Annotated in this window: 23 protein-coding genes and 1 pseudogene; 12 read left to right on the top strand and 12 right to left on the bottom strand. The window is 42.0% G+C overall.

Annotated elements, in window-relative coordinates; translation table 11 throughout:
• Positions 1 to 129: 129 nt before the first annotated feature.
• Both BSCG_RS04050 and tpx read right to left on the bottom strand, forming a co-directional pair.
• Positions 130 to 1,014: a DUF3078 domain-containing protein gene (locus BSCG_RS04050; RefSeq protein WP_004296651.1), complete on the bottom strand. Its 885-nt coding sequence runs from the start codon at positions 1,012 to 1,014 to the stop codon at positions 130 to 132.
• A 198-nt stretch (positions 1,015 to 1,212) separates the two neighbouring features.
• On the bottom strand, positions 1,213 to 1,713 hold the full coding sequence (gene tpx / locus BSCG_RS04055) for a thiol peroxidase (RefSeq protein ID WP_004296650.1): 501 nt from the start codon (positions 1,711 to 1,713) through the stop codon (positions 1,213 to 1,215).
• A 137-nt stretch (positions 1,714 to 1,850) separates the two neighbouring features.
• On the opposite strand from tpx, the gene BSCG_RS04060 reads away from it, so the two are divergent.
• The 4 genes from BSCG_RS04060 (at position 1,851) to BSCG_RS04075 (ending at position 4,653) form a co-directional block, all read left to right on the top strand.
• Complete coding sequence (locus BSCG_RS04060; RefSeq protein WP_004296649.1) at positions 1,851 to 2,414, top strand: HdeD family acid-resistance protein; 564 nt, start codon at positions 1,851 to 1,853, stop codon at positions 2,412 to 2,414.
• Positions 2,415 to 2,497: 83 nt separating this feature from the next.
• Positions 2,498 to 2,977 (top strand): DUF4494 domain-containing protein, encoded by a 480-nt coding sequence (locus BSCG_RS04065; protein ID WP_004296648.1) that lies wholly within the window; start codon positions 2,498 to 2,500, stop codon positions 2,975 to 2,977.
• 6 nt (positions 2,978 to 2,983) lie between these two features.
• Entirely contained in the window at positions 2,984 to 3,652 is a 669-nt protein-coding gene (locus tag BSCG_RS04070) for a YggS family pyridoxal phosphate-dependent enzyme (RefSeq protein WP_004296647.1), read from the top strand.
• Positions 3,653 to 3,675: 23 nt separating this feature from the next.
• The gene (locus BSCG_RS04075) at positions 3,676 to 4,653 is read left to right on the top strand and encodes a dihydroorotate dehydrogenase-like protein (protein WP_004296646.1); all 978 of its coding nucleotides are present in this window, start codon (positions 3,676 to 3,678) and stop codon (positions 4,651 to 4,653) included.
• 120 nt (positions 4,654 to 4,773) lie between these two features.
• On the opposite strand, the gene BSCG_RS04080 is transcribed toward BSCG_RS04075, so the two are convergent.
• Positions 4,774 to 6,099 carry a PhoH family protein gene (locus BSCG_RS04080; protein ID WP_004296645.1) on the bottom strand — a complete coding sequence of 442 codons (1,326 nt, stop codon included), beginning with the start codon at positions 6,097 to 6,099 and terminating at the stop codon, positions 4,774 to 4,776.
• A 131-nt stretch (positions 6,100 to 6,230) separates the two neighbouring features.
• Here BSCG_RS04080 and BSCG_RS04085 point away from each other — a divergent pair, with 131 nt between their 5' ends.
• Complete coding sequence (locus BSCG_RS04085) at positions 6,231 to 7,721, top strand: bifunctional folylpolyglutamate synthase/dihydrofolate synthase (RefSeq protein ID WP_004303885.1); 1,491 nt, start codon at positions 6,231 to 6,233, stop codon at positions 7,719 to 7,721.
• Here the strand turns inward: BSCG_RS04085 and BSCG_RS04090 are convergent.
• Positions 7,689 to 8,063: a RidA family protein gene (locus tag BSCG_RS04090; protein WP_004303886.1), complete on the bottom strand. Its 375-nt coding sequence runs from the start codon at positions 8,061 to 8,063 to the stop codon at positions 7,689 to 7,691. The two genes, BSCG_RS04085 and BSCG_RS04090, sit on opposite strands and share 33 nt — an antisense overlap.
• Positions 8,064 to 8,158: 95 nt before the next feature.
• Between BSCG_RS04090 and BSCG_RS04095 the strand changes: the two genes are divergently transcribed.
• Genes BSCG_RS04095 through BSCG_RS04105 form a run of 3 tightly spaced genes read left to right on the top strand, consistent with a single transcriptional unit; the run spans position 8,159 to position 13,767 of the window.
• On the top strand, positions 8,159 to 9,775 hold the full coding sequence (locus BSCG_RS04095; protein WP_008777189.1) for a formylglycine-generating enzyme family protein: 1,617 nt from the start codon (positions 8,159 to 8,161) through the stop codon (positions 9,773 to 9,775).
• 21 nt (positions 9,776 to 9,796) lie between these two features.
• Positions 9,797 to 10,465 (top strand): hypothetical protein, encoded by a 669-nt coding sequence (locus BSCG_RS04100; RefSeq protein WP_004310258.1) that lies wholly within the window; start codon positions 9,797 to 9,799, stop codon positions 10,463 to 10,465.
• Between the two features lie 20 nt (positions 10,466 to 10,485).
• Complete coding sequence (locus BSCG_RS04105; protein WP_004321205.1) at positions 10,486 to 13,767, top strand: CHAT domain-containing protein; 3,282 nt, start codon at positions 10,486 to 10,488, stop codon at positions 13,765 to 13,767.
• On the opposite strand, the gene BSCG_RS04110 is transcribed toward BSCG_RS04105, so the two are convergent.
• From BSCG_RS04110 to BSCG_RS04135, 6 genes are all read right to left on the bottom strand, one after another.
• On the bottom strand, positions 13,742 to 14,035 hold the full coding sequence (locus tag BSCG_RS04110; protein WP_004303891.1) for a RyR domain-containing protein: 294 nt from the start codon (positions 14,033 to 14,035) through the stop codon (positions 13,742 to 13,744). The genes BSCG_RS04105 and BSCG_RS04110 overlap by 26 nt on opposite strands.
• Before the next feature lie 22 nt (positions 14,036 to 14,057).
• Positions 14,058 to 15,125, bottom strand: coding sequence for a RyR domain-containing protein (locus BSCG_RS04115; protein ID WP_004310255.1), 1,068 nt, complete (start codon positions 15,123 to 15,125; stop codon positions 14,058 to 14,060).
• A 4-nt stretch (positions 15,126 to 15,129) separates the two neighbouring features.
• Entirely contained in the window at positions 15,130 to 15,702 is a 573-nt protein-coding gene (locus BSCG_RS04120) for a sigma-70 family RNA polymerase sigma factor (protein WP_004296637.1), read from the bottom strand.
• Positions 15,703 to 15,706: 4 nt separating this feature from the next.
• Entirely contained in the window at positions 15,707 to 17,965 is a 2,259-nt protein-coding gene (locus BSCG_RS04125) for a hypothetical protein (RefSeq protein ID WP_008777188.1), read from the bottom strand.
• 126 nt (positions 17,966 to 18,091) lie between these two features.
• A complete protein-coding gene (locus BSCG_RS04130; protein ID WP_004303897.1) occupies positions 18,092 to 18,598 on the bottom strand; it encodes a DUF805 domain-containing protein in 507 nt (168 codons plus the stop codon).
• Between the two features lie 137 nt (positions 18,599 to 18,735).
• Positions 18,736 to 19,095 (bottom strand): hypothetical protein, encoded by a 360-nt coding sequence (locus tag BSCG_RS04135; protein ID WP_004303898.1) that lies wholly within the window; start codon positions 19,093 to 19,095, stop codon positions 18,736 to 18,738.
• A 152-nt stretch (positions 19,096 to 19,247) separates the two neighbouring features.
• Between BSCG_RS04135 and BSCG_RS30945 the strand changes: the two are divergent.
• The 4 genes and pseudogenes from BSCG_RS30945 (at position 19,248) to BSCG_RS29100 (ending at position 22,950) form a co-directional block, all read left to right on the top strand.
• A pseudogene (locus BSCG_RS30945) lies at positions 19,248 to 21,576 on the top strand (DUF3987 domain-containing protein).
• Positions 21,577 to 21,832: 256 nt separating this feature from the next.
• Positions 21,833 to 22,321: an HU family DNA-binding protein gene (locus BSCG_RS04145; protein ID WP_004296631.1), complete on the top strand. Its 489-nt coding sequence runs from the start codon at positions 21,833 to 21,835 to the stop codon at positions 22,319 to 22,321.
• A gap of 70 nt (positions 22,322 to 22,391) precedes the next feature.
• Positions 22,392 to 22,490 carry a smalltalk protein gene (locus BSCG_RS30155; RefSeq protein ID WP_004303901.1) on the top strand — a complete coding sequence of 33 codons (99 nt, stop codon included), beginning with the start codon at positions 22,392 to 22,394 and terminating at the stop codon, positions 22,488 to 22,490.
• 16 nt (positions 22,491 to 22,506) lie between these two features.
• Positions 22,507 to 22,950, top strand: coding sequence for an N-acetylmuramoyl-L-alanine amidase (locus BSCG_RS29100; protein ID WP_008020284.1), 444 nt, complete (start codon positions 22,507 to 22,509; stop codon positions 22,948 to 22,950).
• A gap of 62 nt (positions 22,951 to 23,012) precedes the next feature.
• On the opposite strand, the gene BSCG_RS04150 is transcribed toward BSCG_RS29100, so the two are convergent.
• Positions 23,013 to 23,246, bottom strand: coding sequence for a DUF4248 domain-containing protein (locus BSCG_RS04150; RefSeq protein WP_004296628.1), 234 nt, complete (start codon positions 23,244 to 23,246; stop codon positions 23,013 to 23,015).
• Positions 23,247 to 23,609: 363 nt separating this feature from the next.
• Complete coding sequence (locus BSCG_RS04155) at positions 23,610 to 24,413, bottom strand: glycosyltransferase (RefSeq protein ID WP_004309206.1); 804 nt, start codon at positions 24,411 to 24,413, stop codon at positions 23,610 to 23,612.
• Between the last annotated feature and the right edge of the window lie 563 nt (positions 24,414 to 24,976).

Raw genomic sequence — 24,976 nt, 5'->3', positions numbered from 1 at the left:
AACACAAAGCAAGAACATAGAGTTACCGGGGCATCCATTATTGTAAATCGGCTATTACCCGTTAAATTCTTACTTCTTTGTGTATTCTACGTCCTCTGTGGTTTATTTTTTGTGGTAGATAAGAGCTAATTAGAAATTAAACTGAACTCCTACTCCCAATATCTCTTTAAATTGCACACGAGCACCTTTTGTACCATCCTTTTGCACGATTTTCACATCATCGTCATACATCAGGTTAGTAGTAAGTGTGGTTGAGAACCATTTATTGATAATCATATTTACTTGTACTTCCCAGTTCACATCTATATTCAGCGGCTTATGCAGATAATCGGAATATAGATCCAAACGTGAATATACCGTCATATTTTTCAAGAATTCATATTTGGCTTCTCCTTTCAAGTTAGCACCGAAGCTGGATAATAGATGTTTGCCCGGATCCACTCCATAAGCTCCTTCGTCAGAGAGACGGTCATTGAGTACAAATGTTCCGCGCCACGCAGCAGGAGACAATACAACGGTAAATATCTTACCCGGATCATACGTAAAGCCCAAACCGGTAGTCAAATAGGCAGGAGCCATAAATTCGGAGATAGCAATGTCTTTATTGACGGAGTAGTCATATCCTGGAGAAAACTGTGTCTGGAAAGTGGCGAACGCACTGGCATACCAACTTTTGGCAATAGCATAGCCATAATTCGTATTCAAATAGATTTTATCATTTGCTTTCCTGGTTCCGTCGTCACCGGTCTTATTTAATCCATAAGCCAGTTCGATACGATTATTCCACAGATGTTTTCCTTTCTTATAATTAATCTGATAAGTGCCCTGCAAGTCAAAGGCAACGGAGTTATCACCTCCGGCAGCCCAATTAGTGAGGCTCACTTGCGTTAGTTTCAGTCCGGCAAATCCTTCTTTTGTCCAGGGAGAAATTTGTGTACTATCGGCAGTTTGGGCCGACAAGGTTCCAACGCCCATACATAACAGGGCGATGAATAGAGTTTTCATTTTGTTCATGATAGTTGAGGTTTAGTGTAGAAAAAACACAACCTAACAAGAACGGAGCCTTGGCAGTTTACCAAGCCTTTTTACCAGTTCCCATTAGGTCAAAATCTTTAAGATAAGTAGCAGGCTTAAGTATTAAGTATTAGCCATATTCGTTTATTAGCTGCAACTAATAGTTAATACCTAATACTTAATACTCCATATTCTATATTACTTTACAGCAGCTAAGGCTTTGTCATAATCAGGCTCCTGGGTGATTTCAGGAACAAGTTCCGTATATGCAATTTTGCCATCTTTGCCAATCACAACTACCGCACGCGCCAAAAGTCCTGCTAACGGACCATCTGCCATACGCACTCCGTAACTTTCGTCGAAATCAGAGAAGCGGAAATCAGACAATGGAATTACATTTTCAATACCTTCTGTCGTACAGAAACGGCCGTGTGCAAAAGGAAGATCCTTAGAAATAGCCAATACTACCGTATCTTTCAATCCGGCAGCCATTTTATTAAACTTACGTACAGAAGTTGCACATACGCTGGTATCCAGACTAGGGAAAATATTTAAAATCACATTTTTACCATTTAAATCTTTCAGAGAGAAAGAAGATAAATCTGTTTTTACCAGCTCGAAGTCAGGAGCTACCTTACCTACTTGTATAAATTCACCGATCAGTTTCACCGGTTGTCCTTTGAAATTTGTTGTTGCCATAATGCATGTATATTTAAAATTTACTTTATATAGGAAACAACTATTCCCCCAAATATGTTCACGGAAAACCTTTTCTAAATTCAATTTGTTATTCCTCAACGAAATCACTCTAGTGTTCAATTTAAAATATAAAATGTATGGAAACTGTATTCAATGAGATTCAACATTCAGTAAAAAATTGGTGGACTTCTCTTCTTTTGGGAATCGTGTATATCATTGTAGCCCTTTGGCTCATGTTCTCACCCGTAAGCACCTATGTAGCTCTAAGTATCATTTTCAGTGTATCGATGCTGATAAGCGGTATTCTGGAAATCATCTTCGCTCTTAGCAACCGGAAAGGTGTCCCGAGCTGGGGGTGGTATATCGTAGGAGGACTCATCGACCTCGTTCTGGGTATTTACCTGATTGCCTATCCGATGGTCAGCATGGAAGTTATCCCTTTCATCATAGCCTTCTGGCTTATGTTCCGAGGGTTCTCCTCCACCGGCTATTCCATCGACCTGAAACGTTACGGAACCCGCGACTGGGGCTGGTACATGGCTTTCGGTATTCTTGCCATCCTGTGCTCTCTTTTAATATTATGGCAACCCGCCATAGGAGCGCTCTACGCAGTGTATATGATTTCTTTTGCTTTCCTCATCATCGGACTTTTCCGTGTCATGCTTTCATTTGAATTAAAGAATCTGCATAAAAGAAAATAAAAAGCTTTCGGCACTTACTTTGGGATTTTGTTTATCTTTGTAGGCAATTTACATAAATCAATTAATTAAAAAGGAAGAAAATTATGGCAATGCATACATGGTTTGAGTGCAAGATCCGTTATGAAAAAGTAATGGAAAACGGAATGCAGAAGAAAGTAACTGAACCTTATCTTGTTGACGCACTCAGTTTTACAGAAGCAGAAGCACGGATTATTGAAGAAATGACTCCGTTTATCTCCGGAGAATTTACCGTTTCGGATATTAAACGTGCCAACTATAGCGAACTTTTCCCTAGCGACGAAGAAAGTGCCGACCGCTGGTTCAAATGCAAACTTATTTTCATCACTCTGGATGAAAAAAGCGGTGCTGAAAAAAAGACTTCCACCCAAGTACTGGTACAAGCTGCCGACTTGCGCGACGCAGTCAAGAAGCTGGATGAAGGAATGAAAGGAACCATGGCAGATTATCAGATCGGTATGGTATCCGAGACTCCGCTCATGGATGTATATCCTTACAGCGCCGAACCGAATGACAAACCGGAGTTTGACCCATCAAAAGCATAAGTAACAATGAGTATTGCTGACAATTTAAAGCAAGTGCTGGCCGAACTCCCTCAAGGAGTCCGGCTGGTTGCTGTCTCAAAATTCCATCCCAATGAAGCGATAGAAGAAGCATATCAGGCGGGACAGCGTATTTTTGGAGAAAGCAAAGTGCAGGAAATGACAGCTAAATACGAAAGTTTGCCCAAAGACATTGAATGGCATTTCATCGGACACCTGCAGACGAACAAAATCAAATACATGATACCATACGTAGCGATGATTCATGGAATTGATAGTTATAAACTGCTGGCCGAAGTCAACAAACAAGCTGTCAAAGCGGGACGTACAGTGAACTGCCTATTGCAGATTCACGTTGCGCAGGAAGAAACCAAATTTGGTTTCAGTCCCGAAGAATGTAAGGAGATGTTGAATGCCGGAGAATGGAAAGAGCTGACTCATGTACGCATCTGCGGATTAATGGGGATGGCCAGCAACACCGATTGCATTGAACAAATCAACCGGGAATTTGGTTTACTAAATAGGCTCTTTAACGAGATAAAAACAACTTGGTTCATCCACTCCGATACTTTCTGCGAGCTGTCGATGGGAATGTCACATGACTACCACGAAGCCATTGCCGCAGGAAGTACGCTGGTACGGGTAGGAAGCAAGATTTTCGGAGAACGAATTTATTAATCAGGAGTAAAAAACATATTGCTATGACCGATTTAAAAACTACTTTCGCAGGGCTTTCCCTTAGAAACCCTATCATTATCAGTAGCTCGGGGCTGACCAACAGTGCCGGCAAAAACAAAAAATTGGCCGAAGATGGTGCCGGTGCAATTGTTCTGAAATCACTGTTTGAGGAACAGATCATGCTGGAAGCAGACCAACTGAAAGATCCGGCTTTCTATCCGGAAGCCAGTGACTATCTGGAAGAATATATCCGTGAGCACAAGCTATCCGAATACCTGACTTTAATAAAAGAAAGTAAGAAGGTATGCCCCATTCCTATCATTGCCAGCATCAACTGCTACACTGATTCCGAATGGATTGACTTTGCAAAGATGATTGAAGAAGCCGGTGCCGACGCATTGGAAATCAATATCCTTGCCCTGCAATCGGAAGTGCAATATACATACGGTTCATTCGAACAACGCCACATCGATATTCTCCGCCACATTAAAAAAACAATCAAGATACCTGTAATCATGAAACTGGGTGATAACCTGACAAATCCTGTGGCATTAATCGATCAGTTGTATGCCAACGGTGCAGCAGCAGTTGTTCTCTTCAACCGTTTCTATCAGCCGGACATCAATATCGAAAAGATGGAGCATATTTCAGGCGAAATATTCAGCAATGCTTCCGACCTCGCCATTCCGCTTCGTTGGATCGGAATTGCGTCTGCAGTAGTAGACAAGATCGACTATGCAGCTTCCGGTGGTGTTGCCAATGCAGAATCAGTAGTGAAAGCTATCCTTGCCGGTGCTTCGGCTGTAGAAGTTTGTAGCGCAGTCTATCTAAATACAAATGCATTCATCGGAGAAGCCAACCGCTTCCTCTCTGCATGGATGGAACGCAAAGGGTTCAGGAATATAGCTCAATTCAAAGGCAAACTGAATATTAAGGATGTTCAGGGTGTTAATACATTCGAACGTACACAGTTCCTGAAATATTTCGGAAAGAAAGAATAAGGAAAAAGTATACTAAATCAATAAAGAAAACGGTGAACAAATTGTGCTATTTGCAACAGGATGTTCACCGTTTACTTTTTTAATCACTTATTAATTTATCTCGCTTAGCAGAGAAATCTGTTATAACAGGTTGCTTGCCAGTTCACTCAATTCACTTCGTTCACCTTTCAGCAAATTGACGTGTGCAAAGATATTCTGGTCTTTCATACGATCAATCATATATACCAAGCCATTGGACTGACTATCCAGATAAGGTTGGTCAATCTGCTGGATATCTCCCGTAAATACCATCTTCGTACCTTCTCCTGCACGGGTGATGATTGTCTTTATTTCATTCGGGGTCAGATTCTGCGCTTCGTCAATGATGCAATACATTTCGCTCAAACTACGACCACGGATAAATGCCAGAGCTTCAATCACCAGCTGCTCGCTTTTCTGCATATCTTCTATGCGCTTCACTTCGGTAGAGTTTGTAGCAAACTGACGTTTTATGACGTTCAGGTTATCAAACAACGGCTGCATATAAGGAGCTACTTTTTCCTGTGCGTCTCCCGGAAGGAAACCGATATCCTTATTGGAAAGCGCCACAACGGGACGTGCCAGCAAAATCTGTTTGTAATCCGTCAGCTTGCCCAAAGCAGCAGCCAAAGCCAGCAAAGTCTTACCTGTTCCCGCTTTTCCTGTCAGAGCCACCAGTTTGATGTTCGGGTCATTCAGAATCTCAAAAGCAAAACTCTGTTCCGCATTCCGTGGTTCGATTCCATAATTCTTACCCTTCATCACACGGATAATAGAATGGGTAAAAGGATTGTAGCGTGCCAATACACTATTCCGGTCACTCTTCAATACAAAACATTCATTGGGATGAATCAAATCCTTAAAGTCAAATTCACTCAAGTCAATGCCTTCCTTTGAAGAATAAATACGGTCGATCAATGCCGGATCTACATTTTCAAAAATCTCATTAGATTTCTCGAACACATCTACATTTACCACCTTATCCGTAATATAATCTTCGCAAAGCAGACCGATTGAACGGGCTTTCATGCGCAGATTCACATCTTTGGTCACTAAGATAGATTTCATTTTCGGATACTTGTCGGTCAGGTATTCGGTTGCCGCCAAAATCAAATGATCGGGTTTCTTTATAGGAAACGATTCCCACACTTTGGCAGCCGGCACATTGCTTGTCACGACAAACAGACGTCCCAATCCTTCGCCAAGCTTCACTCCGTCGGAGAAAAGCTCGTCGCTTGTCAGCACATCCAATTCGCGCACGAACTCACGAGCATTGAAATTTATCTGCTCGTTTCCTTTTTTGAACTTATCCAGTTCTTCGAGTACAACAAGAGGGAGGTAAATATCATTTTCCTGAAAATTCTTCAAGCAATTGTAGTCGTGAAGAATAACATTTGTGTCTAGCACAAAATTTTTCTTAGTTCCCATGATTTCTTAGATTTAAATGTTGATATTTGCAATCTCATTCGCCAATCCCCCATTTATAGTCAGATTGACGGTTCTAAAGATAAACAAATTAGTGGGCAATAAAGATTGCCCGACGTTAAATATTATAAAACATGGACTATCAGAACACTTTAAAGTACTTATATGAGAGTGCGCCAATGTTTCAACAAATAGGAGGCAAAGCATATAAGCCGGGTTTAGAGACCACACACAAATTGGACGAACATTTTGGGCATCCTCATCAACAATTCAAGACGATACATATCGCCGGAACCAATGGAAAAGGATCCTGTTCACATACCATCGCAGCCGTATTGCAGTGCGCCGGTTACCGGGTAGGACTATTCACCTCCCCTCATTTAATCGACTTCCGCGAACGTATCCGTATCAACGGTGAGATGATACCGGAAGAGTATGTAGTCAATTTCGTAGAAGAGCATCGCTCTTTCTTCGAGCCGCTGCACCCTTCATTCTTCGAACTGACCACCGCTATGGCATTCCGTTATTTTGCCGACCAGAAAGTAGATGTAGCAGTTATCGAAGTAGGCATGGGCGGAAGATTGGACTGTACGAATATCATCCATCCGGATTTGTGTGTTATCACCAACATAGGCCTCGACCACACCCAATATCTGGGTGACACGCTGACGAAGATTGCCAAAGAGAAAGCCGGAATTATCAAAGAAGGAGTTCCGGTCGTTATCGGCAGAGCCCAAGGGGCAGTGAAACGTGTATTTACCATGAAAGCTAAAGAAAAGAATGCGCCTATCGAATATGCCCGTGAAAATGCCCGGTACTGGGACATGGAAATAGTTCCTTATTCGAAATTGCAAGAAATAAGACCGATGATGGACAACACAATTCAGAGCATGCACGAAATGATCGAAGCAATGGACGAACAATCAGAAGAAGAGGCAAACCAGATGCGGCAAGCATTACTCATGTTAGACCTGTCAGACAGTCTACGTACGCTAGACCAGATACTCGACAAAAGAAAAGATGCTATCAAAATCCACAATGAGATGTTTCCTTTCGGACTTTTCACAGAGTTGAGCGGAGCTTACCAATTCGAAAATATGTTTACCATCCTAAAAGCCCTTGCGACACTGACCCGTCTGAACTACAACATCAGATCCCAGGACTATCGCGCAGGTCTTGCAAACGTATGTCAGCTCACCGGTCTGATGGGGCGTTGGCAGAAAGTACACAGCTATCCGGATATTATCTGTGACACGGGACATAATGTTGATGGAATCGAATATATCCATGTACAGCTCAATGCCATTCACAAAACCTTCGATCAGGAGATCCATATTGTATTCGGCATGGTCAATGACAAAGACATCCGGGGGGTTCTGCGAGCATTGCCGAAATATGCCACCTATTATTTTACCAAAGCAAGCGTTAAACGCGCGCTTCCGGAAAATGAACTACTGGCATTGGCAGAAGAAGCCGGATTGAAAGGTACCACCTACCCCACTGTTGTAGAAGCTGTACAGGCGGCAAAAAAGAACTGCCCCCCCAAAGATCTGATCTTTGTAGGAGGCAGCAGTTTCATTGTCGCAGATTTGTTAGCGAACCGCGATACACTCAATCTCTACTAACGCATCCTTTGGCAGAGCTTTTACGGCAACCGCCGAACGTGCCGGAAAGGCTCCGTCAAAATACGTGGCATACACACCGTTCATCCCTGCAAACAGGGACATATCCTGAAGAAAGACAGTGGTTTTGGCAATGTTTCCCATTGTCAATCCTGCTTCTTCAAGAATGTGTTTGATATTCTCCAACGACTGGCGAGCCTGTCCTTCTATCCCTTCAGCCATCTGTCCCGTAGCGGCATCAATAGGCAACTGACCGGACACAAATACCATACCATTGGCTTCTATCGCCTGACTATAAGGGCCGATAGCCCCCGGAGCTTTCTCACTGCAAATTACTTTTTTCATATATATTTCTTTTTTCTGTTTACCGAATTTCAAAGATAAAAATAAATTTCGAGTAAGATTGACAAATCTGTTTCTTTTTATTATCTTAGCAGCTGATGAGCAAGCATAATTACGACATATTCATAAGTTACCGTAAAAGATGTTCGGGCGACAAGCCTGAAATGCTACAACTGATGCTGGAAGAATCCGGATTCCGCAAAAGGGTGAGCTTTGATAAAGACAATTTAAACGGTCGGTTTGATGTTGAGTTGATTCGCCGTATTGATGAGTGCAAAGACTTCATTATGTTTATGGTGCCGGAGACGTTTACAACGATCCGCCCGCTCAATGAAGAAGCGGTCGAGACAGGCGAAAAAGCAACATGGGACATGGAAGAAGTGGCTTTCTACGAACGGATGGCATCCTTGACCTATGAAGAGTTTGAAACGGAAATTAAGCAGATCAGCCATACCGGAGAAATCGATTTTGTCCGGATAGAATTAGGCCGTGCGTTACACCGCCGGAGTAGAAACCCCAAACAGATAAATATCATTCCGATTGCTCCGCAGGAAAGTGAAAGCTATGATTTCGCCACCCTGCAACTACCACCGGACATTAGCGGATTAAAAGATTTTCAAGCTGTATTTTACAGCAACTCACGAGTAGCCCGATTCAAAGATATAAAGGGTGACCTCCTGAAACAAATGTTATCAAAACCTTCTTATGTATCTGCCAAATGGCTTGTGATGACTTTCATTGCTCTATCATTAATAGTAGCAGGAAACAAAACTTATACTTCCATCCAAAGAACGGCAGAACAAAAACTGGAATTCAAGGATTGCCGCACTTATGACGATTACAGTAGTTTCATAAAGAAACACCCGGACAGTTCTTTGAAATCTACGTGCGACTCCATCCTGCATGAATTCAATGTGCTCCGGAATGACGGACGCGCCTCCGTAAACAACACCGGAAACAGGGATATAAAAGACAGAGAGAAAGAATGGGTAGACGTAAAATGGAATCCCATAATCACACTGCCCCAGCTCCGCTCCCTGGTGGACATGATGAATAATATGCTGCTGATTCCGGCCAAAAACAAAGAATTCATCATGGGGAAAACTATGGGAAAAGGATATGACTCACCGCAGCACACCGTTGTATTAAGTTCCGATTATTATATGTGTAAATACGAAGTAACACGTTCGTTGTGGTATGCCATTATGAATGACTCCATTGTTACGGAAGAAGGCATGCTGCCTATGACACATATAACGTGGAATGATGCAGAGGCCTTCACCAAGAAACTGAACAAGCTCACCGGTTTACCTTTTTCCCTCCCTACGGAGGCGCAATGGGAGTATGCAGCCGCCGGAGGCGAAAGCTATCCTTATGCCGGTTCAGACAACATTCGTGATGTAGCCTACTATGCCTCCAATGCCAATGAACGCCTGCATCCCGTTGGCGAGAAACGCGAAAACGGATTCGATTTATACGACATGTCAGGCAACGCCGCCGAATGGTGTACAGACTGGATGAGCCGGTATGAAAATACACGGGTCACAGATCCCCAAGGTCCGGCAGAGAATCCCGGACACCATAAAAAGATAGTGAGAGGAGGCAGCTACCTGGCCAACGAACGTGATATGGACATTCGCCATCGTAGCGTACAGACTTACGATACATCAGAACCACATATCGGATTTCGTGTGGTACTTAATCCTATTCAATAACACTATGAATGCAGAATAAAAATGAGCAGGAAAACTATTTTCAGAGTATTCATCCTCCTGTTTTTTTCCATCGGAGGGCAAATGAGTGCCAATGCACAGACAACGACACCCTTTGAAACGGTGTTCGACGCCTGTAAGAAAGCATGTGAAGCATTGGACGGCGGCTTTGCCAGTGGCGAACAACTGCTGGCAGTAAGCAAAACGCTGCGTGATGCAGCCCCTATCCCATTAACCGTCAAACAAACCAAGGGCGATGTCTTGAGCCTGAAAGGACATCTGGTATTTGACTACGAATTCATTCAAGCCTGCGTTGATAATGAAACAATCTATGAAATTGCGGACAAGTATGCGGCAGAAGCGAGGATGAGAGGTGATAAGGACTCCGCCAACAAAGTAAGATTAGATACCAAAATGGTGGCTGCCGGTCAGACCTGTACTTTCGAGATTCCGAGCTGTTCGGGAACCTCGCAGATAGGCTGTGTGGCAGAGGTGAATCGCTCTTTCAGTTGGAAAATAAAGACAATCGGTTATCAATCGAAAAGTGAACGGGAATACAAATGTAATGACAGCGTCCGGAAAGGTCTTCCCTTCCGAAAAGAAAAGGTTAGCTCGGATGAACGATATAAAATCATCGTCTCGATCACCAATAAAAGCAAGAGAGACGGGAGCTTTGCCTTGATCTTATTTTAATCCACTAAAATCTCTATTATATGCGACAATTCATTCTATCTCTATTAGCCTGTCTATGTCTGACAGCCTACTCACAGACTACAAGCCAAGCCGACCTACTGGTTGAAGAAGCTCAAAAACTAGAAAGTAAACAAGATTACCCAACTGCCATTACCAAACTGAAACAAGCGGATGAATTATATGTCAAAACAGGAAAGACACAGAGTGCGGAACGCGCTACCTGCCTGCACATTCTCGGCCGTTGTTATCTGAATCTGGAACGTCCCGAAGGACTAACCTATACACAAATGGCAGCAGATATGCGCAAGACCATACTGGGCGAAACAAATATCAAATACATTTCCTCCCTGAACAACACAGGACTCTACTACCTGACTGTTGCAAAAGACTATCCTAAAGCAGCAGAAATTCATGGCAAGACATGGGAACTGTGCAGTCGCATTCAGCCCCGTCCTGAACAGGCATTCATGTTTCATATCAATCTCGCCCGCTGCTACATAGCTTTAGGAGAAATGGACAAAGCAAGTGCCATCGTAGAAGAGGAAATAGCCATCAGTAAAAAGATGTATGGCGAAAAGTCCCTTTCAGTTGCCCGTCAACTCCAGCAGATAGGTTCGTTGTACTACCTGTCGGGACGTAAAGATGTAGGAGTCACTTATTATGAGCAGGCCTTCAACATCTTTCCTGACGATTCAAAAGAATACGAGCAACTTCTCGATTGGATATCATCCATCTACGTGGAACTGAACAATCAGCCGAAAGTATTAGAATACATGAAATTGGTAGAAGCTCACAATAAAAAAGAATTGGAAAAGCCTTGCGACGAACCTGATTGCCTGACCGAGCGTGCCCAGTATTTTGCCAGCATAGGTAACAATGATAAGGCAAGGGCACATTTTCTGGATGCTTTAAAGAAATGCGATGTGAATACTGATAAGGAGATTGTTTTTAAAGTACGCCACAACTATGCGCAATTTCTTTCCGGAATACAAGATCACGCATCTGCCGGCGAATACTACGAACTGGCAGCAGACATCCTTCGCAACAATCCTGCCGAACAGGCTAAATTTGCATTGGAATCTTATCTGGGCGGACTCAATTATAGCATTGCCGCCAAGTATGAGGCCTCCAATCGTATGCTCAACCAGGCACTGTCGGTTTATGCACAGATGTTGCCGGACAAACTGGACAAATATGTAGACGCCTCCGTTGCATTGTGCCGTAACTACGGATTCACCAAGGAGTACGGAAAAGCCCTCGAAATACTCACAAAAGCCGAAAAACTGCTTCCGACGGGTGATAAGTCAGATAAGATGGGGGAAATTCTGCGTTCCAGAGGCAGTATCTTATACCGACAAAAACAATATGCAGAAGCAGCAGCAAACTACCAACAGGCTGCAGACATTTACAAAATTCTTCCCGGCAGTGATGTAAAATATCAGGATGCACTTAGCAGTCTGAATCGTTGCCACACCATGATGGGCAATGAGACAGCAGCCAGGCAGACAGAACAGGATGCCGAACGTCAACGAATGGCGGTTTTAAACAGGCTATTGAAAGAGAATCTTGAACAATTGGACGCTTATCGCCTGCAATGGGGAGAAGACGGTTTGATGTATGTCTCCGCATTAGGGACTATCGCTGACATCTACTATACCCAAGGACAGACCGACAAGGCATTAGCCTATATGGAACCTTTCCTCTCCAGCGAAACAACCGCGCTGCGTAATCTTTTCCGTCTCTCGAAAGCCGATGAACGCCTGGCATTCTGGAAGGATATCCGTTCCTCACTGGACAGTATTCCCCTCCGTGCAGCCAATATCGCCGCAACAGGTACACCTGAACAAAAACAACGTTTTGCCCGGTTAGGTTACGATGCATTATTGTTTTCAAAAGGTATTATGCTCAATTCGTCTATTGAACTGGAGTCTCTGATCCGCGCTTCGGGAGATAAATCCCTGCTCGACCAATACAACAAGGCTACCCTTATGGCGGAACAAATTTTATCCATGCAAAGTGAACTCCCGAATGCAACCAATCAGACGGAAGCACGGAAAAATATCATCCGCCAGAAAGAGGAGTATGAACAGCTGCAACTGGACTTGATGCGAAAATCTACTGATTTCGGCGACTATACCCGTTATCTTTCTGTCAAATGGCAGGACGTACAAAAGCATCTGCATGGAAACTCCATCGCCATAGAATTTGCTCTCATAGACGATGAACTACTAGCTCCGGACAAACACCTGGCCGCTTTCGTACTTCGTCCGGGCGACACGTCTCCCACCGCAATCAAGTTAATGAGTCAGAAATTGCTATCGAAAGAGATGCAATCGCCTACGGCTTTCACCACAACCGAAAACGGGGCACATTTCTGGAAAGCGCTGGATGAATATATCAGCAAAGCGGATACTATTTATTTTTCACCTGACGGGATACTTCATCAGTTACCTGTAGAATATCTTCCGTATGGAGCGGGTAACCTGCCGTTAGCATTCCAGAAAGCCGTCTATCGTTTATCGTCAACAAAAGAAATCGCACTCGACAAAGCTTCACTGAACTACTCATCAGCCGCACTTTTCGGAGGATTAGACTACGAAATGGCTTCAACCAAAGTTCGCAATATTGTTTCTACAGATCATAACTCCGGGAAATTCCGTAACGGACAGAATGGGTATCATGAGTTACCATATACGCTCAATGAAGTAAATAACGTAAATTCCCTATTGAAAGAAAAGAAGATTAAAACCAATCTATTCGTAGGTGAAAACGGAACGGAAAAGCAGTTCCGGGCACTCGACGGCAAAGCTGTTTCGTTGATTCACATAGCTACTCACGGAGACTATAAAGAATTGAAGCAACGTGAAGCCGATGATGCGATGAAGCATTGCTTCCTGATTATGTCCGGCGCCAATGCCACGGAAGAGAATAACGACGGACTGCTCCGTGCAGATGAAATCAGTACACTAAACCTCCGCGGTTGTCGTATGGTTGTTCTTTCTGCCTGCAACACCGGTCAAGGTACTCTTGGTGCGGATGGTCTTTTCGGTCTTCAACGAGGCTTTAAGAATGCAGGAGTACAAACCATCCTCATGACACTTTCAGCTGTTGACGACCAGGCCTCCATGCTTCTCATGACTAAATTCTATGAGAACATCATTTCAGGGTTATCCGAACGACAGGCTCTTATAAAAGCGCAACAGTACCTTCGTGAGAACGGATATGCAGACAGTAAATATTGGGCACCATTTATCTTGTTGGATGCAGGCAAATCGCCTATTCCTCATCCTTCGAAATCTTGAACCCTAGTTTCATAATCAGTTTCAAGGTTTCCACCGAAGAATTTCTGTCGTACACCTTTTCTTCTTCAGGTAATTCTTCATACGGAACCAGGCACGGATGCTGCTTCAACACATCATCCCGCTTTTTTCCATACGTCCAACCTTGTTCTATTCTGGTTTTCGACCAGACTTCATGAACATTCTTAGCCATCTCTTCTACCAAATATTCCAACTCCTTCGGGAGTTGGATATGTCCTGTATCCACCGGATTGGGAATATACTCTTTCATTTTATGATTCATTATTTATATATTAGCGGAACAATTTCCAATCTATCTTTTTACCACAATGACTGCAATAGATTTGGTCCATAAAAATAGACGCACCACATTCACAGACTTTGGCATCACCTTCATTCTTCAATTTTCTCATCAGCTCATTATGAAGAGCCGTATCGCCCTGTTTGATAATACTATACCCCAGCTTTTTCATCAGCTTGATCGTATCAAACGCCATACGTCGATCATATTCTTTTTCCGAATAAGGAAGCATGGAATAAGGCACCATGTCCGGAGTCTCTTTCTTCTCGTCATCCCTCTGCGGTCCATAAGTCCATCCCTCTTCCTGGCGCTGGTCGGCCCAGATTTCGTGCGCATTTTCAGCAATGGCTTCACGCAATTCAATCAAATCAGTGCTCAATTCAACATCTTCCAGATCAATAGGCCGCGGATTATAATCCAGATCAGGCACTTTCACTCTCGCAAGATACGCTTTTGCATCATTCCATGCCGCAATAAAGTGATCCTTGGGATAGGCCGTACTTTCCTCTCCTGTTGCAGGATCATAAAGCGTCACTTCCTCTTCATTTACATCAAGCACTACTGCTGCATGATAAGCAATTTCCTCCTCACTATTTCCCGGCAACCGGCAACTATTTACCACAACAATCGCATCATGTCCGGCCTTGAGGGCACGTATGACACTGTCAATACTGGAACCATAACTGCGCATCACAATCAATCCGCGTTGTTCGAGCAGGCGGCCTACACTATGCAAAGGAGTTCCCCTCTCCCTCAACCAACTGTTATTCCTGGCCTCCTCCGAGAGTTCATCCGAATTATATTCAATCTTTCTACGTTTCAAAATAAACTGCTCACACTGGAAATCACAAAGATTACCTTCCGATTTGGCTGCCATCTGCGCCATTGGCAGGAAGTCCGTTTCTTCATCATCAGCTCCCATCATGGCATCCAACTGTTGAGACAAGATAAATTCCTCTTGCAAACTTTCATCAGTCGCCAGATATTCAAGTACCAAAGCTGTTTCTTCAGCATTCGTCTTACCTTCTTCAAAAGCAGCCAACAATTCTTCGGTTATCATATTTTTATCTTTTGTTTTCATACTTCTTCTTATCATTCATAGCTAAGTGAGCCAATGCTGCCAGCGCACGCTTTTTAATATTGTACAGATTAGCAACAGTTATTCCCATAGATAATGCTAAAAATTCAGGTTCGACCTCTTTGAGTACTAATTCCCTGATGACCATCACATACCGCTTATTCGACATCAGATCGAACAAACGTTCCAAATCAATCTTTGCGGCTATTTTCGATTCAGAGTCGTCTATTTCTTCTTCATGATTCTGCTCATAAAGAGGCTCTTTACTCTCGTCTTCTATCATCTGTTCACGTTTTTTCCGGGAACAGAAAAAACGAATTGCCACAATCTTAATCCATGTTCCAATGGTGCTACGTCCCTCAAAATTACGAAGAACGGCAGCATCATTCTTCATTAGATGATAGTAGAGTTCGCTGATACATTCATCGTAATCAACCTGGTAATCAAATATCAGCTTAATTACATTGATAAACAACGGACGATATTTTATGTTGAAAAACCAATCGGTGATTTTTTCATCCCGATTGATTAATCCGTCGACTATTTCCTGATCTGTCATATAGTTAGTTCTTTTTCAATCTAAAACTTAGCTCAACCACACACTGGTCATAAGGGATGGTTTCCGGATATTTACTTCTTAAAATATCATTATCGACGATGCATTTATGCTTCTTCTGCTGAAAGTCTTTATCTCCGTCACACGTTACAAATCCTTGCAGTTCCATACATGCATTCCAACGCAAATGTTCGCACTTACTCAAATTATCAAATAATGTACTGGAAACAACGTCACAAACCTTAGAATAGTTCAATGTATGGGCATCACGCTGCGTCAGCTCAACCATCTCTTTCAATCTTTCCTTATTATCTTTGCCATCCTCTCCCATGGCCCCGGCTAAAAACTTTTTGGTATCGATATGCCATACATTAGCCCTATCCTGCTCTTCCTGATAAGCCAATTTAATTTGTGCATCCAAGCTATGCTTGTCCTGCAATGCCTCTCTACGCGCATTCCATTCTTCTTCCGCTGTTTGCTTCAGGCTTTCCTTCGCTTTCTTCTTCTCTTCAATTTCCTTCTCATTCGTTTCAGGCATTGCGTCAATCATAATTTTCTGATATGCATAATAAAATTCCTTTGCCAATACTTCAAGCACATCTGTCGATACCACATCGTACGAGAATATTTCTTCCTGCGCTCCAAAAGTTATGATTACATCCCGGGTATTGCCATAAATATTAAAATACTCTTTTATTTGCTTCAGCTGAATGGTGTTGCAACTTCCATTGACGCGCAGATAAATCCTAAAATCATTGAAACAATCCTTTCTATATCGATAGGCATATTCGTAGAGATCAATCGCCAATGCCATCCCTTCATTATCATTTCCTATAGCAATTACAACATAGTTTAGATCATGAATGATTTCAGAAAATTTTTCCCAAAAACGTTCGGAATGGATAGACATTTCTTCACACCATTCCAACTCATTTTTCCTCTCCTTCAAGGCAGGTGCTTTCATTAAAAAATCACCTTTCAATTCATCCATATGTTCATCAACCACATATATTTTTTGAGGGTTCCTATTGCCATTTACATCGATCAATGCCCCAAACTCATATAGAAAACGAAATGCATCACGTCCTGTTTCTCCAAAGCCAATAATCATCGACGTAAAAGGTTTCTTTACACAAGCCTTCGATGTATCGACATCTACAAAATTCACGGGGTGATTCCTCACATTCTTTTTTAATTGCAATACAGCAAGATTAGACGAGTCGATGATATGAATCTGATGTTTCAACCCATCACATATTTCCAACTTCTGGTTCTGGTTGTTCTTACGCGCATGGCAATAAATCTGAACCTGATTATGGACTCTATCTTCTTTACATTTCGCTATTTCCTTAAAAACAGACACCGCCTCCAGATTCAGTTCTTCATTGGGAGACAAGAAATAGAAAGTTGCCTGCGGGTACTTCTTGATTAGGTTTCCCAATCTCCTCAATCCGAGATATTTGTATAAATCAAATTCCGATTTGACTTTATCTATAACCCGGCCTGTGATTCCAAATTTAGAGTTAACCAGTATGCCGTCAAGCTCTTCTATCTTTTCTATGAATTTTTCAGTTCCGTCATGAGACGAATTAAAGAAATGACTGAATGTGAACCGGCCATGAGAACTGCTTTCATTAGCAGAAAGCAACCTCACGAAAATGAACTTACAATTCTCCCATCCTTCTTCATTCTTCCCCTTTGGCTCTGCCGCTTTTTTTCTTATACTGTTAGCCAGCAATATCGCATTATCATTGACACCCCAGAAAATAAACAGCCGGCATTTCTTCTTTCTTGAAAGATTCGCCATACATAACCGCACCCATGAGATGAATCTGAATCCTAACAGTTTGATGATAAAAACCGCACTCACTATAACGGCCAGGAAATGTATCACAGAAAATATCGTCATGTAGAAAGGATCATGATGCAGATCTTCAGGAACCTCCAAAAGATCGGAATGCGAAGCGAACATTTCCATAGAAGACAGAGCAGACCTAAACGTCAACGCTATCGAATTACTATCACTCCCTCCCTCATTAAAAGCATACCAATATATCAGGAAACCTGCAATAAATACCGTACCTGCAATCCATTTCAGGTTATCCACTAAGAATTTCCGTTTCTTAAAAAGCAGGTATACTAAACCTATCCCGATAATGATTAACAAAAGGGTAGAATATCCCCATTGATTTAAAAAACAAGGGTCTGTCGCGTGCTGTGCATTGCATTCACCAGTTTGAGAGATTACTGTGCTTAACATATACATATTCGATAGATTGATTATTTATTCTACAAATTTATACAAAATATTGAATAACAAACAGATTAGTAACAAAAAACCTCCTGCAAAACGAATTTTGCAAGAGGCTTTCTTATTTCTTCTTTAATAAGATTATTCAGCTTTTTCTTTATTCTCCTCCGCTGGAGCTTCTGCAGGTGCGGGAGCATCCTCCACCGGCTTGTCAACTTTCACCTCTTCTCTTGAAACGTTTACAGTCACATTTACAGAAGCAGGCTGTGCCTGATATGGCATACGGTTTTTCGGATCTGCTCCGTAAGGATTAGGACCTACCGTACCATCTGCAAACAACATATACAATGCAAAAATCCAACCAATGATAGGCACACAGCACAACAAAATCAGCCAACCGGATTTGTTTAAGTCGTGCAGACGTTTCACACCCTGTGCCAAAGAGAACCAAATGGAAGCAATCATAGCAGCAAGACCGATCAATAAACCAAATACTGATCCACCGGCCGATCCGCTGGCAGCACCCAAAATAAATGTACCTACACCAAGTGCCCATGCAATACTGGAAACTATACCACCGATAATGCCCGACAGGAAATATTCAATTCTACGAATACGCCCGTCAAATGAGAAAGGAGCTTTGAACATAATTTATTAAATTTATATGAATAAATAAGTGAGTTTTTATCCGTGTTTCTCAATATGAAAGCAAAGATATAAAAAAAATTAAATAAAGAAAGAAATCGGGCAAAAAGATTGAAAAAATGCCCTATTTTCTGTAGAAATCACAATTTCACTCCATCCCAATGCATCACTGCCACCCATTCTGTCGGCTGACAAGTTCCGCAAGAACGATGCGGAACCGTAGCGACCACCAAGTCACAATGGGAAGACAGTACGATTCTTAACTCCTTCAGCAACATATCCAGCTGAATAATCAAATGAAGATATTTCGTCATACACCGGATCACCCGTACATACTGATAAATGCACATATCCTCTCCCCGCCTTATCTCCCCTAATGTTTTAGGAGAGATAGCGAATTCGCTTATGAAAAAACTGTTACTGAAAATACGATCCATATCCATTAAAGCCAATACCAAATTGCTTAAAAACTCATAAGGTTCCTGTTTTTCTTTTGCCATGTCATTCTATGATTAATAAATTATAATATTTCATTTTTTATTTGCTTTATCAAGTGCTATCCACATAGGGAAGCAACCCTATTTTTAATATCCCGACCTTTGTTCCCGTTATCTGATAGTCAGGTAGCTCAATCTTACAAAAACAATTTTATATGAAAGTTTTAGAAGAAATCAAAGTCTCGGTTTACGAAAATGTGTATTCAAAAAAGCCCCGAGTCATGTCTTTCCTTGAAGTCATTATTATGTGCATTCATCCGATCTATGCCTCCATCATAAACGCTATTCGGCGGTACTATGCAGAAGGAGACCATGCCGCGGCACAGAAGCTGAAAAACCAACTCCCCTGCTTCACTCCGGCAGGCACATTCGACGGAGCGCACGCTATCAAAAACTTTCTTCTCCCCAGCCATATTGTCGGACTTGATTACGATCATGTAAAAGATCGTCTTCAAGTCATCCAACGTTGTGCGGCAGATCCCCACACAGTAGCGGCAATAGAAAGCCCTACCGACGGAGTGAAAGTTTTCGCCTATGTAGAAGGTATCGAAAACCGCCATCGTGAAGGGCAGCAACTAGTGAGCCGCTACTACAATCAACTGCTGGGATTGGAGAGTGACCCGGCATGCAAGGACGAAAGTCGCCTGTGTTATTTCAGTTATTCCCCCAACGGATATGTTGCGGCGCTCTATCAGGCATTTGTGTTGGAGCCACTTATAAAAGAAGAAACAAACACTTTCTCTGAAAATGAAGTGCTTCCTCCCTTTCCCCTTCAGGATAATACTCCGGAAAACGTGTCTGAAGAAGGAATCGCCCAATTTATTTCGTCCTATATTTTCTTTCATCCGCTAACAGCCGGTCAGCGCCATTCCAACGTCTTCAAACTTGCCTGCGAAGCCTGCCGCCGACACTATCCCCAGAAAAGCATATTACGCGAAACTTACTGTATTTTTCGAGCACACGGATTTTCGTCCCGAAGAACTAACAAAGGTTTTATCGTCTGGATATAAACAAGTTAATGAACATGCACCCGCTTCCTCTCCGGCCAGCGCCCCTTCTTTTCAAAAGGACATAAGGACAAAAAGACAATATAGTACTGCAGAAAATTCCGATACCGACGACGAAGCCTATTGGCTGGGAGAAGAATTCCGAAAAGGAACTCCTTTATTTCCCCGCAGTTTGTACAATAATCTTCCCGACCTATTAAATGACTGTATCATTGAAGACGGAAGCGAACGCGAACAAGATGTCGCTCTCCTTTCCGATCTCACGGCCTTGAGCGCAGCACTTCCGCAGACTTTCGGAATTTATAATCATAAAAAATACTCCACGCATATATTCAGTGTCATACTTTCGCCTGCCGCCAGTGGTAAAAGCATCGCCCAAACCGGACGATACCTGTTGGAAGAAATACATTCAGAAATCCTGTCTACCAGTGAATCTATGATGAAAAACTACCAAACTGTACATAATAACTGGCAATCAGAATATCAAAAACAGAAAAAGAAAGGAGAAGCATGCTCCGAAGAACCTCAACGACCTCCTTTCAAAATGCTATTCATTCCTGCTACTACCAGCTATACCCGCATGCAAATGCAGATGCAGGACAACGGTCCACAGGGAAGCATCATTTTCGACACGGAGGCACAAACGCTATCCACAGCCAATCATCTGGATTGTGGCAATTTCGACGATATGCTCCGCAAGGCTTTTGAGCACGAAAATATAGATTCTTCCTACAAAGCCAACGGCCTCATTCCGATCTATATACGCCATCCCAAATTGGCTTTGTTGCTGACGGGTACTCCCGGACAAATAGACGGCCTATTGAGCAGCTACGAAAACGGATTGCCCAGCCGCACCCTGATTTACACTTTCCGCGAAGCTCCGCACTGGAAAGAAATGGGCGACGACTGCGTCTCACTGGAAGATTCTTTCAAACCGATTGCGCATCGTGTCTCCGAATTATATCACTTCTGTCTGGCTCATCCGGTTCTTTTTCATTTCAACCGCCTGCAATGGAACCGTCTGAATGAGATTTTCTCACGTATGCTGTCCGAGGTGGCATTGGAAGGCAACGATGACCTCCAAGCTGTAGTGAAACGCTATGCTTTTCTGGTGATGCGCATCAGCATGATCCAGACCCGTATCCGGCAATTTGAGGTAACCGATCTTTCTCCCGAGATTTATTGCACAGACGCTGATTTTGAGCGTTCTCTTCAGATCGTTCTATGTTGTTACGAGCATAGCCGGTTGTTGCACTCATCCATGCCGTCTCCTTCGGTCCGTCCACTGAAGAATCCGGACACTATTCGTAATTTCGTTCAAGAGTTGCCCGATAGTTTCACGACAGATGAAGCGATTCAGATTGGCGCAAAATATGATTTCAACCATCGTAAGGTAACACGTCTGCTAAAATCGCTTAATGGAGTAAAGATCAATAAGATATCTCATGGTTCTTACACCAAGATGAATGAGCAATAGTCACATCTGTCCTTTTTGTCCTTTTGTCCTTTTGAAGAGTCCGGAAAAACATCGGGAGATTTGAAAAAAACATCTCAATGATTGAAATCAAACATTGGGAAGTTTCGATACAAATCTCCCGATGTTTTTTCTTTTTATCTGTGCGCCTGTGTGCGTCATTATGCGTCATGCCGCTTTCCCGATGTAGTACTTTTGTCATGTAATCGATTACAAGGCAATTAGACAATTAAAAATTAATGATTTAAAATTAAAAGTTATGGCACAGAATTACACTCTCATGGCTCGTAAGAACCTGTTGAAACCTAGTGAAACTCCGAAATTTTATGCAGTGGCGCGTAGCGGTCGTAAAGTGACGGTCAAGGAAGTTTGTAAACGTATCACTGAACGTTCTTCTTACTCCAAAGGGGAACTAGAAGGTTGTATCGGTGAGTTTTTACTCGAAATCGTCAATGTACTGGATGAAGGAAATATCGTCCAAATGGGTGACCTGGGTAATTTCCGTATGAGTATCAAGACCGGTACTCCTACCGATACGGCAAAGGAATTCAAGGCATCATGCATTGATAAGGGCAAAGTGCTCTTCTATCCGGGTAGTGATCTCCGCAAGTTGTGTAAGACATTGGATTATACATTGTATAAGAGTGATTCTTCCACTGATTCGGATAAAGATCCGCTTCCTGATGATGGCGGTGATGATAATCAGGGAGGTTCCGGCAGCGGGGAAGCTCCGGACCCGGCAGCATAATCAACCGGTTGTTGACTGGTTCTTGAGTTCATAATGTATCAGTAGTATTTATTCTTTAATTCAAATTTATATGAAAAAGCAACTTTGGAAAAACATTCTCCAGTTTATCGTGACTATCGCGACTTCGATCATTTCGGCTATCGGTGTAACGTCCTGCGTGGGACATTAATCTCCTGCTGACCGATATGGAAAATTCAGAAGAAAACTATCTCCCACGTGAGATTAAGTTGTTGGTGATTCATTGCAGCGCGACGCGCTGCAATGTTTCCTTCACCGTAGAGCAGCTTCGACAATGTCACCTGCAACGAGGTTTCAAGGATATAGGGTATCATTTTTACATCACCCGTAATGGAGAACTTCACCATTGTCGCCCGGTATCGGAGCCCGGTGCGCATGTGCGAGGTTTCAACCGGCATAGTATTGGAATTTGCTATGAAGGTGGGTTGGATGAAGAAGGTCGTCCGGCGGATACGAGAACACAGGCGCAGCGCTTCGCGCTACTTGACTTGTTGACGATTCTCAAACATCAGTATCCGGATGCGCAAATCCTGGGACATTATCAACTTAGTGCTTCGATTCATAAGGCTTGTCCCTGTTTTGACAGTCGAAAAGAGTATATGAATATATAAAAAGAACTACGGGAGCTCGCGAAAGTGCAGTCTCCCGTAGTTCTTTTTTATGTTTATATCATTTACAGTTCCCCCGGCTTTCCCAAGTAATAGGTAATAAGCCGCACTTCTCTCACAGAAAATGCCTTTGTCTTCGGATGAAAGTCAGTAGATAGTATCTCATTCATCAGCGGCTTGCATCTCCGCATCCACCTCCGGAGTTTATTGACTGAAGCACGAATCGTCAAATCAGGAAAATACATCTGGGCCAACTCTTGTTTATTATAACATTTCACTACAAAGTCTGAATGTTCCATTGTTTCTTTATTACTGTTTTATATGCTATAAAGTTACAAAAATTTCAACATATAAACAAAGAAAACCGATATTATTATCCAGTATAATGGGAGTAATAAAAATATCAACGATCTTCACAGACAGTTGATATAGTGGGAAATTCACATCGGCTTTAACCTCCGATGTCAGGGCGTAGATCAGAAATGTACCGTCGTACGATTTCCAATCCACAATGTAGGAGAATCATACTGTTTACAGCATGAAGCTAGGGACCTACATTTTTTTCATCTCACATACGAAACACTCACGTGTTTATTACATCTCAACATTTTATTTTATACCATTTCTTATTTTTATACACATCAATTATATCACCTAATCACTCATAACAATTCTTTTAATAACCGCTTGTTCCATTTTTTTCGTTCGCTATCAAATACCCATCCCCATTTATTGAAATATTTAATCGCATTCCGAATATGAATTATAAGCATCTTTTTACTTTTATATGAAGCAGCACGATGAGCATGAACAATAGTAACCCCTGGCCAAAACATTGTTCGATAATACTTATGTATTCTTCGAGTAAGATCAATATCTTCAAGATACATAAAGAATCGTTCATCAAACAAACCAGTCTTATTGAAACATTCAATACGGAAAAACATAAAACTTCCTTGATGATGAGGGATATTCATAGCCTGTGTATGATCATTAAACTTAAGTATATATCGATTATTTCTTTTTTCTATCATTTTCTTTGGTAGAAATCGACGGAAAATAAGATCAACTGGTGTTGGCAATAATCTACAGGTATATTGCATTCTTCCATCGGGATATATAATATTAGGTTGTACTTGAGCTACATCTTCATTTAAATCCATATAATCAGCCAACTGCTCCAACACACTCGGGTCAAAATAGACATCTGAGTTTAGTATCAAATGATATTTACTCTTTGACTTCAAAACCTTACGCAAAGCTTGATTGTGTCCTGCACCATACCCCACATTTCTACTGCCGATATATTCTACATTAGCATATTCTTTACAAAAATCGGCAATATACTGCTGGCTTGAATTATCAATTATATACACTTTAGATATCAAGGGAGAAAGCAAAGAAGTTAAGCACTTAGCAAGTTCTACCAAGTCTGTTTTATAAGTTACAATAGAAACTGTTATCATTAAAAATAATATAAGAAATTGTTATTAGCTCGACATTATTTAAATAAATAGACAGCTCTCCCCAGAGCTTTCTATCCTCTCCTAACCATCTCAATAAATATTAAAGAGAATAATTATACCAAAGCATAAACATAGCAATGTTTGTAAAATATTTCTACCAGCTGGTGCCATGAGGCTCAACAACTATAATTTTATATCAAATACACTTAGCATCAATGTACAGAGTTTAAAGCCAACAAAGTGTAAAGCTATAATATAAAATGACTCCTTACCACGCCCATGCCTTACCTACTGTTCCATTTTCTATCCCATACTCCATATATTTTCTACCATAATCAGCCACTGCATCATAAAAAACAATATTCAGCCACACATTTTGTAACAATACTACTAGAATATGAAAGTACAACAACAATTGATAAAAGCGATTCATCTTCCCTTTGATAAATCTGACAGGGGAAAATCGTTTTTCTGCTTTTAAGAAAAAACACCTACAACGAAAAATACCGAAACGATCACTATACCTTTAATGATATATACCTAGCAGAAATGAGTAGACTTTA

The organism is Bacteroides sp. 2_2_4 (genome assembly GCF_000157055.1).
In the GTDB taxonomy this organism is placed as follows: domain Bacteria; phylum Bacteroidota; class Bacteroidia; order Bacteroidales; family Bacteroidaceae; genus Bacteroides; species Bacteroides ovatus.
The sequence above is the reverse complement of the archived record's forward strand: the minus strand, read 5'-3'. Positions and strand labels throughout refer to the sequence as shown.

Bases quoted from the DNA above. Each gene is read 5' to 3' on its own strand.
- BSCG_RS04050 (WP_004296651.1), bottom strand. From the start codon at position 1,014: ATGAACAAAATGAAAACTCTATTCATCGCCCTGTTATGTATGGGCGTT.
- tpx (WP_004296650.1), bottom strand. From the start codon at position 1,713: ATGGCAACAACAAATTTCAAAGGACAACCGGTGAAACTGATCGGTGAA.
- BSCG_RS04060 (WP_004296649.1), top strand. From the start codon at position 1,851: ATGGAAACTGTATTCAATGAGATTCAACATTCAGTAAAAAATTGGTGG.
- BSCG_RS04065 (WP_004296648.1), top strand. From the start codon at position 2,498: ATGGCAATGCATACATGGTTTGAGTGCAAGATCCGTTATGAAAAAGTA.
- BSCG_RS04070 (WP_004296647.1), top strand. From the start codon at position 2,984: ATGAGTATTGCTGACAATTTAAAGCAAGTGCTGGCCGAACTCCCTCAA.
- BSCG_RS04075 (WP_004296646.1), top strand. From the start codon at position 3,676: ATGACCGATTTAAAAACTACTTTCGCAGGGCTTTCCCTTAGAAACCCT.
- BSCG_RS04080 (WP_004296645.1), bottom strand. From the start codon at position 6,099: ATGGGAACTAAGAAAAATTTTGTGCTAGACACAAATGTTATTCTTCAC.
- BSCG_RS04085 (WP_004303885.1), top strand. From the start codon at position 6,231: ATGGACTATCAGAACACTTTAAAGTACTTATATGAGAGTGCGCCAATG.
- BSCG_RS04090 (WP_004303886.1), bottom strand. From the start codon at position 8,063: ATGAAAAAAGTAATTTGCAGTGAGAAAGCTCCGGGGGCTATCGGCCCT.
- BSCG_RS04095 (WP_008777189.1), top strand. From the start codon at position 8,159: ATGAGCAAGCATAATTACGACATATTCATAAGTTACCGTAAAAGATGT.
- BSCG_RS04100 (WP_004310258.1), top strand. From the start codon at position 9,797: ATGAGCAGGAAAACTATTTTCAGAGTATTCATCCTCCTGTTTTTTTCC.
- BSCG_RS04105 (WP_004321205.1), top strand. From the start codon at position 10,486: ATGCGACAATTCATTCTATCTCTATTAGCCTGTCTATGTCTGACAGCC.
- BSCG_RS04110 (WP_004303891.1), bottom strand. From the start codon at position 14,035: ATGAAAGAGTATATTCCCAATCCGGTGGATACAGGACATATCCAACTC.
- BSCG_RS04115 (WP_004310255.1), bottom strand. From the start codon at position 15,125: ATGATAACCGAAGAATTGTTGGCTGCTTTTGAAGAAGGTAAGACGAAT.
- BSCG_RS04120 (WP_004296637.1), bottom strand. From the start codon at position 15,702: ATGACAGATCAGGAAATAGTCGACGGATTAATCAATCGGGATGAAAAA.
- BSCG_RS04125 (WP_008777188.1), bottom strand. From the start codon at position 17,965: ATGTATATGTTAAGCACAGTAATCTCTCAAACTGGTGAATGCAATGCA.
- BSCG_RS04130 (WP_004303897.1), bottom strand. From the start codon at position 18,598: ATGTTCAAAGCTCCTTTCTCATTTGACGGGCGTATTCGTAGAATTGAA.
- BSCG_RS04135 (WP_004303898.1), bottom strand. From the start codon at position 19,095: ATGGCAAAAGAAAAACAGGAACCTTATGAGTTTTTAAGCAATTTGGTA.
- BSCG_RS04145 (WP_004296631.1), top strand. From the start codon at position 21,833: ATGGCACAGAATTACACTCTCATGGCTCGTAAGAACCTGTTGAAACCT.
- BSCG_RS30155 (WP_004303901.1), top strand. From the start codon at position 22,392: ATGAAAAAGCAACTTTGGAAAAACATTCTCCAGTTTATCGTGACTATC.
- BSCG_RS29100 (WP_008020284.1), top strand. From the start codon at position 22,507: ATGGAAAATTCAGAAGAAAACTATCTCCCACGTGAGATTAAGTTGTTG.
- BSCG_RS04150 (WP_004296628.1), bottom strand. From the start codon at position 23,246: ATGGAACATTCAGACTTTGTAGTGAAATGTTATAATAAACAAGAGTTG.
- BSCG_RS04155 (WP_004309206.1), bottom strand. From the start codon at position 24,413: ATGATAACAGTTTCTATTGTAACTTATAAAACAGACTTGGTAGAACTT.